The following is an 11,105-nucleotide window of genomic DNA, read 5'->3' as shown; positions in this document are numbered from 1 at the left end:
CCATGTGAGAGTAGGTCATCGTCAAGATTAAATTCCGAAACCCCTATCTGCGTATGCAGGTAGGGGTTTTGTTTTTGGCGCCCTTGTAGGCGCGAGCCCGCTCGCGAAAAACCCGCGAGCACCGCGGGGTACCAGATTTCCCGCGTCATCGTTAACGTCCATCGCGAGCTCGCTCCTACAAGGTCATTGTAAAAAAAATCACATAAACCTGACTCCGCGCTTTTGCTAAGGTGCAGCTCATTTTTAATGGACTGAGTTTGCGCCCACGGATCGGCATTCTTTTCAAAGAGTTGCTGTAGAGATGCCCGAACCGATACCCATCAAGGACCACGAGAAAGAGACACGCCTGGTCAATAAAAGGCTGATGGCCTGCGGCTTGTTCGTTGCCGCTGTCACCTGTGCGCTGGTAGTGCGCCTGTATGTCCTGCAGGTAGTCGAGTTCGACTATCACTCGACCATCTCCGAAAACAATCGCGTACATGTCCTGCCAATTACACCGACTCGCGGGTTGATCTACGACCGCAACGGCGTACTCCTCGCGGATAACCGTCCCAGCTACAACCTGACCATCACCCGCGAACGTGCTACCGATGTAAACGAAGAGCTGGACGAGGTAGTCAATCTCCTGCATTTGCCCGCTGAAGACCGCTCGCAGTTCGACAAGGCGATGAAGCAGGCACGTCACCCCTTCGTACCTGTGACGTTGTTCTATGAACTGAGCGAAGAGCAAATTGCCGTACTCGCCGTCAACGAGTTCCGCTTGCCGGGCCTCGATGTTGAGCCGCAGTTCGTTCGGCATTATCCATTGGGCGAGCACTTCGCCCATTCGGTCGGCTACGTCGGACGTATCAACGAGAAAGAGTCAAAGGCTCTGGATACCGTGGAGTATCGAGGCACCCAATCCATCGGCAAGACCGGGATTGAAAAATTCTACGAGAAGCAACTGCACGGCCATGTCGGTTATGAGGAAGTCGAAACCAATGCCCAGGGCCGCGTGCTGCGAGTGCTCAAGCACACTGATCCGGTGCCAGGCGAAAACATTGTCCTGAGCCTCGACGTCAAGCTTCAGGAGGCCGCCGAGCAAGCCTTGGGCGATCGCCGTGGCTCGGTGGTCGCACTGGATCCCTCGACCGGTGAAGTGTTGGCCATGGTCAGCAACCCGAGTTTCGATCCGAATCTGTTCGTCACCGGTATCAGTTCCAAGGAGTACTCCACGCTACGGGACTCCATCGACCGACCGCTGTTCAACCGTGTGCTGCGCGGTCTCTATGCGCCGGGTTCGACCATCAAGCCGGAAATGGCAATCGCCGGCCTCGATGCCGGTGTCGTCACGCCACAGACCCGTGTGTTCGACCCCGGTTATTACCAGCTGCCGGATTTCGATCACAAATACCGCAACTGGAACCACAGCGGCGACGGCTGGGTGGATATGGATGCGGCGATCATGCGTTCCAACGACACCTACTTCTATGACCTGGCACACAAGCTCGGTATCGATCGTCTGCACGACTACATGGCCATGTTCGGACTGGGTGAGAAAGTCTCCCTGGACATGAATGAAGAGTCCCCCGGCCTGATGCCATCCCAGGCCTGGAAACGCGCCACCCGTCGTCAGGCCTGGTTTCCGGGCGAGACGGTGATTCTCGGTATCGGCCAGGGCTACATGCAGGTCACGCCACTGCAGTTGGCCCAGGCGACGGCGCTGATTGCCAACAAAGGCGTGTGGAATCGCCCGCACCTGGCCAAAACCGTGGACGGTGTCGCGCCGGTGGATGAGCATCCGATGCCGAACATTCTGCTCAAGGATCCTCGCGACTGGGAGCAGGTCAACCATGGCATGCAGATGGTGATGCACGATGCCCGCGGGATTGCCCGGGCCGCAGCCGCGGGCGCGCAGTACCGTATCGCCGGCAAGAGTGGTACCGCGCAAGTGGTGGCGATCAGGCAGGGTGAGCGTTACAACCGGGAGAAAACCCGCGAGCGTAACCGCGACAACGCCTTGTTCGTCGGTTTTGCCCCGGCCGAGCACCCGAAAATCGTGATTTCGGTGATGATCGAAAACGGCGAGGCCGGTGGTCGCGTCGCCGGACCGGTCGTGCGGGAGATCATGGACGCCTGGCTACTTGATCAGGACGGGCACCTCAAGCCGCAGTACGCAGCGCCGAGCAAGGCACCGGGCGAACCTCACGTCTGAACCTTCATGGCTTCACAGCACAGGCTCACGGATGCTGAGCATGTGCTGGAAGCTCTCGAGGAACACCGATTCGGCCTGGCTCATCTTCTGTTCGCGATTCCACAACAGCTGGATATCGAAATCCACCACCCCGTCTTCCGGTGGCAAGCGCCAGAGCAGACCTTGCTCGACATCCCGGCGCACCAGATGGGTGGGCAAGGCGCCGATGCCGTAACCCGCGCAGATCAAGCGGTAAATTTCTTCGAAACTGGTGGAGGAGGCGACGATCTTGCCGGTGAAGCCTTGCTGGTCGCGGAACAGCGTGAGGGGTGAAAGATTGCCGCCGAGTTGATCGCTGGTGAAGCTGACGAAGTTTTCCGCCGCCAGTTGTTCCAAGGTCAGATTCTGTTGCCCGAACAACCGGTGACGTTGGCCACAAAAGTAAGCATAGGTCTCGCGAAACAGTACCCGTTGTTCCAGTCGTGGCTGTGGCAAGCGGCACAGGCCAACGCCGACTGTCGCAGTTTTTTGCAGCAGCGAACTGATGATGTTCGAACTGCCCATGACCTCGACTTCCAGCTCGATTTTCGGATGGGTTTCATGGAAATCAGCGAGGAAGTCATCGTAATGCCGAGCCTGCACACCGCTGACGGTGAGGATGCGGATCTTGCCCACCACGTCGTCGTGGCGACTCTCCACTACCGTCCCCAGGCGTGAAATATCTCCGTAGATATCCGCCGCTATGCGCAGGACTTCTTCCCCGGTTTCCGTCAGATCAAAGCGTCGTCCGCTGCGGGCAATCAACACGCATTCCAGTTGTTCTTCCAGTCGTTTCAGCGCCTGGCTGACGGCCGACTGGGTGATGTGCAGTCGCGCGGCGGCGCGGCTCATGCTGCCTTCCTGGCCGATGACCAGATAGGTGCGCAGCAGGTTCCAGTCGAGGCGGTCATTGAGAAAGCGACGCCCGACCCACGGGTTGGAATTGGAAGGCATAAAACCTCATGCAGTAGCAGTGCTAATAGTAAAGATAAGGAATTGAAAATTGACTAATCCTGGCATGGAAGCGATAAAGCCCACAAGCGCCACAGAGCGCAACCGTCATCAGCCTTAACACCTGCCCAAAAACTATAAGTACACAGGGTCCTTGCATGCACACTACTCCCCAACCGCGCCGAGCCGCGGCCGCTGCCTTCATTGGCACGACCATCGAGTTCTACGACTTTTACATCTACGCCACCGCGGCGGCGCTGGTCCTTGGGCAAGTGTTCTTCCCCAGTAGCGACCCGGTCATGAGTACCCTGGCGGCGTTCGGCAGTTTCGCGGTCGGCTTCATTGCCCGTCCCATGGCCGGGATGGTGTTCGGTCATCTGGGCGATCGTCTCGGGCGCAAGAAAATGCTGTTGGTGACCATGGCCTTGATGGGCGTCGCCACGGCGGGTATTGGCCTGTTGCCGAGCTACGCCAGTGCCGGCATCTGGGCACCCATTGGTCTGATCGTGCTGCGTGTCATTCAGGGCATTTCGGTCGGTGGTGAGTGGGGTGGGGCGGTGTTGATGGCGAGCGAACACGCGCCGGCCAAGCGCAAGACGTTCTACGCATCGTTCGCCCAGCTCGGCAGTCCCGCCGGTTTGTTGCTGGCACTGATCGCTTTCCGTCTGGTGACGTCCCTTGAGCCAGAGGATTTCCTCGCCTGGGGTTGGCGCTTGCCGTTCCTCGCCAGCGGCGTGTTGATGATGGTCGGGCTGTTGATCCGTTCCGGCGTTCACGAGTCGCCGGAATTCGCCAAGGCCAAGGACAACAACGAGACCGCCAAATACCCGGTGATGGACGTGATCCGTACCTGCTGGCGGCAGATCCTGTTCGCCGCCGCTGCCGTGACCATCGGCTCGGCCGGGTTCTTCTTCACCAACACCTTCATGATCACTTATGTCACCCAGTATCAGGGCATTGCCCGATCGACGATTCTCGATTGCCTGTTTCTGGTGACCGTCATCCAGTTGCTCTCACAACCGCTCTCGGCGCTGATCGCCGAACGTATCGGCGAAGGTCGTTTTCTCAAATGGGTCGCGTTGCTTTGCATGGTCACGCCATACCCGATGTTCCTGCTGGTAGGCACGCAGAACATTGTGTTCATGACTGCCGGCATTGCCCTGGCGGTGGTGATTCTCTCGGCGCTTTACGCGGTGATCGCCGGCTACATGACCCAGGCCTTCCCGGTGCACCTGCGCTACTCGGGCATTTCCATCGCGTACCAATTGGCTTGCGCCGTGGCCGGCGGCACCACGCCGCTGATCGGCACCCTGCTGGCCAGCAAGTTTTCCGGACAATGGTTGCCGCTGGCGGTGTTCTTCACCTTGCTCTCGGCCCTGTCCCTGATCGGTGTTTGCGGCCTGGCCCGCCTGCGCGCCAACCCGGTCGTCACCCACGCTGCTAAAGAGGTGTATTCGTGAGTAAACCTGCACACATCGACCCGGTTGAATGGCAAGCCCGTTGCGAACTGGCTGCGCTGTATCGACTGGTCGCGCACTTTCGCATGACCGACCTGATCGACACTCATATCACCCTGCGGATTCCGGGGCCTGAGCATCACTTCCTGATCAACCGCTACGGGGTGATCTTCGACCGCATGCGCGCCTCGGACCTGGTGCGCATCGATCAGGAAGGGCGGGTGGTCGACCCGGAGTACGCGGGCCATCGGGTCAACGCTGCCGGCTTCGTGATTCACTCGGCGATCCACATGGCGCGTCCGGACCTGAACTGTGTGATCCATACCCACACGGCGGCCGGCATGGCGGTCGCGGCGCAGAAGCAAGGCCTACTGCCGATCAGTCAGCATGCGCTGAAGTTCTACGGCAAGCTGGCCTATCACACCTATGAGGGCATCGCGCTGTCGCTGGATGAGCGCGAGCGCTTGATTGCCGACCTCGGTCCGCACCGGGCGATGATCCTGCGCAACCACGGTTTACTGGTGGGTGGATCGGGCGTGGCCCAGGCGTTCCAGGAAATCCACTTCCTGGAGCGGGCCTGTCAGGCCCAGGTGCAGGCGCTGGCCGGTGGTTCGGCACTGCATTACCCGTCGCCGGAAGTCTGCGCGCACACCGCCGAGCAGTTCGACCGTGATGAGCAGGACAACATCATCGACCTGGCCTGGGAGGCCGCCCTGACGTTGATCGAATCCCAGCGCGAGTCATATTTGTCATGAACGCCGTCATCAACACTGTGGTTCTGCTGTCCCGCGATACCTTGCTGCTCAAGCAATTGCAGGCGGCGTTTGCCCGCAGTGCGCCGCAGCTCACCGCCGTGCTGGCCGACGATTCCCGGGCCGCCAATGCACAGATGGCGGCGTGCTGGTTTCCCTTGCCGGGCAGTCTCGGCGCATTGCCGAACCTGCAGGTGATTCACTCGGTGGCCGCCGGTATCGATCACCTCGATCACGATCCGTCGTGCCCGGACCTGCCGGTTTGCCGTGTGGTCGACCCGGGCCATCGCCAGGGGATGACCGAGTACGTGCGCTGGGCGGTGATCCACTATCACCGCGGTTTCGATCAGGTGTTGTCGCACCAGCGGGAGCAACGCTGGGAGCGCCCGCTGCAACGGGCGGCGGGGCAGTTCAAGGTCGGTGTGATGGGGCTCGGATCGCTGGGCAGCGCGATTGCTCTGGATCTGGTCGCAGCCGGTTACGACGTGCGCGGCTGGGCGCGGCGCAGCAAGGACTTGCCCGGTGTGCGCACGTTCGCCGGGGGGGATGCGTTGCATCCTTTTCTCGACGGCGTCGAGTTGCTGATCAACCTGTTGCCACTCACCAGCGAAACCCGCGGGATTCTCGGACGAGCCACTTTCGAACAGCTTGCCAGCGGCGCGGCACTGATCAACTGTGGCCGGGGCGGTCATTTGAACATCGACGATCTCGAACAGGCCCTGGCGAGCGGACATTTGCGCGGCGCCTTGCTGGATGTGTTCGAGCAGGAACCGCTGCCGGTCGATCACCGGCTCTGGACAATGCCCGGTGTCACCATCACCCCGCATATGGCTTCGGCGGCGTCCCATGACTGTATTGCCGAGCAAGTGGCAGATAACTTTCGTCGATTGAATGCCGGCGAGCCGTTACTCAACTGTGCCGACCGAGTATTGGGATATTGAACTAACACACCCCCTGTAGGAGCGAGCCCGCTCGCGATGGTCGTTAACGATTTCGCGTGTTTGCCGGTTAAACGCGGTGTTCTTGAGTTCATCGCGAGCAGGCTCGCTCCTACAGGGACCAACTTCCCGTAAGTCATAACAACAACCTTCGCCTCAACCGTTTTACTGCCAGTCAAAACAATTAAATAAATTCCTGGAGACAGTGATGAGCGATCTATCGTCCGCAGAAAAGTCCGGCGCACCACCGGAAGTTGCAATCAGTATGAAAAAAGTCGCGGTGGCCAGTGTGATCGGCACCACCGTTGAGTGGTACGACTTGTTCGTGTTTGCCACGGCTTCAGCGCTGGTGTTCAACAAAGTGTTCTTCCCGGATTTCGTGCCGCTGATCGGAACGCTACTGGCTTTCGGCACCTTCGCTTCGGCGTATCTGGCACGGATTGTCGGCGCGGCGTTGTTCGGGCATTTCGGTGATCGCCTGGGGCGCAAGTCGATGCTGTTGATCTCGCTGCTGACCATGGGCGCGGCCACCTTCGCCATCGGCCTGTTGCCTGACTTTGCAACCATCGGTATCTGGGCGCCGATCCTGTTGTTGCTGCTGCGGGTCGTGCAAGGCCTGGCATTGGGGGGCGAATGGGGCGGGGCGGTGCTGATGGCGGTGGAGCATGCGCCGGCCAACAAGCGTGGCTTGTACGGCTCCTGGGTGCAGATCGGCGTGCCGGCCGGGACCATGATTGCCAACCTGGCATTCCTGTTGATCGCGGCGTGGCTGTCCCCGGAGGATCTGTTGGCATGGGGGTGGCGTATTCCGTTCCTGGCCAGCGTGTTGCTGATCGCCGTCGGTTTGTATATCCGCCTGAACATCTCGGAAACCCCGGCTTTCAACAAGGTCAAGGAAGCCGAAGTGCAAGTGAAAATGCCGTTGGCGGAAGTATTCCGCAAATACTGGAAGCAAGTGCTGCTGGGGGGTATTGCCACCATGTCCACGGGCGCTTCGTTCAACATTATCGTGGCGTTCGGCTTGACCTATGGCACACAGAACCTCGGCTTCAGCCGCAGCGTGATGCTCGGTGTGGTGCTGCTGTCCTGCGCCTGGTGCATTGTCATGTTGCCGGTGTTCGGTGCGCTTTCGGACCGCTTCGGACGCAAACCGATCATTGTCGGCGGCATCATCGCCGAAGCGCTGGTGGCGTTCCCGATGTTCTGGCTGATGGACACCAAGGAGCTGTCGATGGTGGTGTTCGGTTATCTGTTGTTGATGACCGCGTTCGCCGCCAACTACGGGCCGATCGCGACCTTTCTCGCCGAGCTGTTCGGCACCCGGGTGCGTTATTCCGGTTTGTCCATCAGCTACATGTTGTCCGGCCTGCTCGGCAGCGCGGCGACGCCCATCGTCACCACGGCATTGCTGGCCGCGACGGGCAAAGGTTCGTCGGTGGCCTGGTACATGATCGGTGCGGCGTTGATTTCCCTGGTGGCACTGTTGCTGTTGACCGAGACCTTCAAGAAGGACATCAGCGAGATCCCCAGCGTCGTCCCCACAGACGATCCGGCCCCCGGTAAACCCTTCAAATCGGCTACGGCCTGACATCTGGAGTTCTACAACATGCGCAGAATTCAATCGGCCCCGGGCTACATCGGCCCGGTCGGGCCTTACTCCCAGGCCGTGGTCAGCGGCCACCTGGTGTTCACCGCCGGGCAGATTCCGGCCCACGGCAGCCTCGACGAACAGCCTGCTGATTTCCCCGAGCAGGTACGGCAAACCTTGCGCAACCTCGAAGCGATCCTGATCGAGGCGGGCTCCGGTTTCAGCCATGTGATCAAGGTCAATGCCTACCTGACCGACCCCGCGCAACTGGAGCCGTTCAACGCCGTGTACCGCGAGTTCCTCGGCCATGCGCCACCGGCGCGCACCACGGTGTGCGTGGCATTGTGGGGCGTATCGCTGGAGATCGACTGTGTTGCCGAACTGATTGCCGGGGAGCCGCAGCATGGATGAGTCGCAACTGATCGAACAGCTCAAGGCCGTGAGCTTTCCGACCCTCGGGCACTTTCTCGAAGAAGGTTTTGCCGATCCGCAACTGCGGGCCATGGTGCCCAATGTAAAAGTCGTTGGCCGTGCGTTGACCCTGAAACTGGTGGGCGCCGATGCCATTGCCGTCAACCGGGCCCTGGCGCAAATCAGGTCGGGCGACGTGCTGGTGATCGACACCGGTGGCGATCATCGGCATGCGCCGGTCGGTGCGGTGACCAGTTGCGCGGCACGCTTTGCCGGCGCTGTGGGTATTGTGGTGGACGGTGCAGTGACCGATCTGCTGGAGTTGCGTGAAGCCGGGTTGCCGGTGTTCGCCCGAGGCACCAGCCTGTTGACCACCAAGCTGCACGGTCGTGGCGACAGCGCCATCAATCAGCCCATCCACTGCGCCGGCGTGACGGTGCAGCCGGGGGATTGGGTGCTGGCGGACGACAACGGCGTGTTGTTTCTCGACACGGCATCGGCGGTGGCAGTCATCGATCAGGCGCTGGCTTCGGATCGCAGCGAGCCGCGCTTGCTCGAACGCTTGCAGGCCGGTGAACCGGTGACGCAAGTCTTGCGCGTTTAGTCCGTCAGCCGTTGTTGCAGGCTTTCGAGAAAGATCGTCTCGGCACGGCTCATGCGCTGTTCGCGGTTCCACAGCAAATGAATGTCCACATCGGCAATCCCCTCGTGGGGCGGCAGGCGCCAGAGCAATCCGGCGTCGACGTCGGCCGCCACCACGTGTTCGGGCAGACAGCCGATACCGAAGCCGGCGATCACCAGTCGCCGGACTTCTTCCAGGCTCGGTGAGGACGCGACGATGCGACCACTGAAACCCTGCTGATCGCGGAAAATCGTCAGCGGCGAGAGCATGCCGCCGATCTGGTCACTGGTGAAACTGACGAAGTTCTCCCGTTGCAAATCCCCTTCGGCGACGTCCTGCTGGCCGAACATCCCATGGTGCTTGCCGCAGAAAAAAGCATAGCGTTGACGCAGGAACAAGCGCTGCTCCAGGCGTGGCTGCGGGCGCCGATTGAGGCTCAGGCCGAGGGTCGCGGTTTTTTCCTGGAGGGCGCTGACGATGTCGGAACTGCGCATCACGTCGACTTCCAGGTCCACTCGCGGGTATTGACGATGGAAGTCGGCGAGAAAGTCATCAAAGCGCTCGGAGAAGATCCGGCTGATGATCAGCAACCGCACTTTGCCGATCACTTCGTCGGCCGGTTGTTCCAGCACGCTACTGACCTGGGACATTTGCCCGTAGATTTCCCCGGCCAGGGCGAAGATCTGCTCGCCGACTTCAGTCAGGGCAAAACGTGGCCCGCGACGGGCAATCAATTGGCGGCCCAGTTGTTCCTCCAGGCGCTTGAGCGCCTGACTCACTGCCGGTTGCGTCAGGTGCAGGCGGGCGGCAGCGCGGCTGATGCTCTGCTCCTGGCCAATCACCCGAAAGGTGCGCAGCAGGTTCCAATCCAGGCGGTCATTGAGCAGACGTTGCATAGGCGGTCAGCAGAAAGTCGGGGGGGCCAATAGGAAGAGTCGACGGCTTGCACACATCCTGCGCAAGCCATGGAAAATCTACAGTCGCGGGATCGTAACACTGTTAGAGCACAGCAGCAGAGACAACTCGGATCTGCAAAAAAACCTCATGCGTAGGCGAGGGCTTTTTCTTCCAGCAGCTCCTCATACAGCGCGGCCCATTTGCGACCCATTTCGTCCGCGGTAAACAGATTTTGATAACGGGCCTGCGCCTTCTCGCCCATTTGCGCCGCCAGCGCCGGGTTTTCCCAAAGCGTGCGCATCGCCTCGCGAAACGCCGATGGATTGCTCGGTGGCACCACCAGCCCGGTCTCGTTATGGATGTTGATGTAACTGGTGCCAGTGCCAATTTCACTGGAGATCATCGGTTTGCCATACATCGCGCCTTCCAGCAGCGAAATGCCAAAGGCTTCGGAGCGCAGGTGCGACGGGAACACCACCGCATAACTCAACTCGAGCAAGGCGACCTTGTCTTCGTCGCCCAGGAACCCGAGAAAGTGCAGGTTCCGCAGGCCCAGCGCCCTGGCCTGGGCATGCAGCTCCACTTCCAGCGGGCCGGCGCCCACGATCACCACGGGATAGTTCAGCCCCTGCATCGCTTCAAGCAGGATGTGCAGCCCTTTGTAGTAGCGCATCACACCGACGAACAGGAAGAACTTGTCGCCCAGCTTCTGGCGCCAGCGCTCGGTCCGCGCCGCGTCTTGCGTCGGATAACCCGACTTGTCCAGGCCATAGGTGATGACACGGGTCTTATCGTGGTAGTCCTTGAGCACGTCGCTGGTGTGAAAGTAGTTCGGGGACGCCACGGCGATTCGATCCGCGCTGTCCAGGAACCGACGCATCAACGGACGGTACAGTTTGAGCAGATGGCGTTGGCGAATGATGTCGGAGTGGTAACTCACCACGCTGGGCTTTTTGATGTCGCTGACAAAATGCACCAGGTCCATGAAGGGCCAGGGGAAGTGATAGTTGACCACGTCGGCTTCAGCCGCGAGCTCTCGAAACTGCTTGAACACGCTGTAGGAAAAACCGGTGGAGGCGAGTTGAAAATCCATCCTGGCCTGATGCACCTGGTGCTCGCGGATCTGCAACACGCCCGGTGCCGGATTATTGCTCAGGGTCAGCACAGTGCTGTCGACACCATGGCGCGCGCCACTTTCGCTCATCTGGAAAATGACTTGTTCGATGCCACCCATGGAGTCGGGCAAGTAGGTTTTATAAAAGTGCAGAACGCGCATA

10 protein-coding genes are annotated in these 11,105 nt (G+C 60.2%); 7 read left to right on the top strand and 3 right to left on the bottom strand.

Going from position 1 to position 11,105, the window contains the following annotated elements:
• The first annotated feature begins 301 nt into the window (after positions 1 to 301).
• Positions 302 to 2,194, top strand: a complete 1,893-nt coding sequence (mrdA, locus tag AC1RDQ_RS03710) for a penicillin-binding protein 2 (RefSeq protein WP_492586384.1) — start codon at positions 302 to 304, stop codon at positions 2,192 to 2,194.
• A gap of 12 nt (positions 2,195 to 2,206) precedes the next feature.
• Here the strand turns inward: mrdA and AC1RDQ_RS03705 are convergent, their stop codons facing one another.
• Positions 2,207 to 3,166: a LysR family transcriptional regulator gene (locus AC1RDQ_RS03705; protein WP_154861517.1), complete on the bottom strand. Its 960-nt coding sequence runs from the start codon at positions 3,164 to 3,166 to the stop codon at positions 2,207 to 2,209.
• A 155-nt stretch (positions 3,167 to 3,321) separates the two neighbouring features.
• Between AC1RDQ_RS03705 and AC1RDQ_RS03700 the strand changes: the two genes are divergently transcribed.
• From AC1RDQ_RS03700 to AC1RDQ_RS03675, 6 genes are all read left to right on the top strand, one after another.
• A complete protein-coding gene (locus AC1RDQ_RS03700) occupies positions 3,322 to 4,623 on the top strand; it encodes an MFS transporter (protein ID WP_057713891.1) in 1,302 nt (433 codons plus the stop codon).
• Positions 4,620 to 5,375 carry a class II aldolase/adducin family protein gene (locus AC1RDQ_RS03695; protein ID WP_007988289.1) on the top strand — a complete coding sequence of 252 codons (756 nt, stop codon included), beginning with the start codon at positions 4,620 to 4,622 and terminating at the stop codon, positions 5,373 to 5,375. Before AC1RDQ_RS03700 ends, AC1RDQ_RS03695 begins: the two co-directional genes overlap by 4 nt.
• Entirely contained in the window at positions 5,372 to 6,313 is a 942-nt protein-coding gene (locus tag AC1RDQ_RS03690; protein WP_492586382.1) for a 2-hydroxyacid dehydrogenase, read from the top strand. The genes AC1RDQ_RS03695 and AC1RDQ_RS03690 overlap by 4 nt, the downstream gene beginning before the upstream one ends.
• 205 nt (positions 6,314 to 6,518) lie before the next feature.
• Positions 6,519 to 7,898: an MFS transporter gene (locus AC1RDQ_RS03685; protein ID WP_057713892.1), complete on the top strand. Its 1,380-nt coding sequence runs from the start codon at positions 6,519 to 6,521 to the stop codon at positions 7,896 to 7,898.
• Positions 7,899 to 7,916: 18 nt separating this feature from the next.
• Positions 7,917 to 8,309, top strand: a complete 393-nt coding sequence (locus tag AC1RDQ_RS03680) for a RidA family protein (protein ID WP_090456976.1) — start codon at positions 7,917 to 7,919, stop codon at positions 8,307 to 8,309.
• A complete protein-coding gene (locus AC1RDQ_RS03675; protein ID WP_492586380.1) occupies positions 8,302 to 8,913 on the top strand; it encodes an RraA family protein in 612 nt (203 codons plus the stop codon). The genes AC1RDQ_RS03680 and AC1RDQ_RS03675 overlap by 8 nt, the downstream gene beginning before the upstream one ends.
• Here the strand turns inward: AC1RDQ_RS03675 and AC1RDQ_RS03670 are convergent.
• Both AC1RDQ_RS03670 and AC1RDQ_RS03665 read right to left on the bottom strand, forming a co-directional pair.
• Entirely contained in the window at positions 8,910 to 9,827 is a 918-nt protein-coding gene (locus tag AC1RDQ_RS03670; RefSeq protein WP_046043224.1) for a LysR family transcriptional regulator, read from the bottom strand. The genes AC1RDQ_RS03675 and AC1RDQ_RS03670 overlap by 4 nt on opposite strands.
• Before the next feature lie 146 nt (positions 9,828 to 9,973).
• Positions 9,974 to 11,104 (bottom strand): glycosyltransferase family 4 protein, encoded by a 1,131-nt coding sequence (locus tag AC1RDQ_RS03665; protein WP_492586378.1) that lies wholly within the window; start codon positions 11,102 to 11,104, stop codon positions 9,974 to 9,976.
• Between the last annotated feature and the right edge of the window lies 1 nt (position 11,105).

The sequence above is a fragment of the Pseudomonas sp. GW823-FHT02E01 genome, assembly GCF_058797535.1.
The sequence above is the reverse complement of the archived record's forward strand: the minus strand, read 5'-3'. Positions and strand labels throughout refer to the sequence as shown.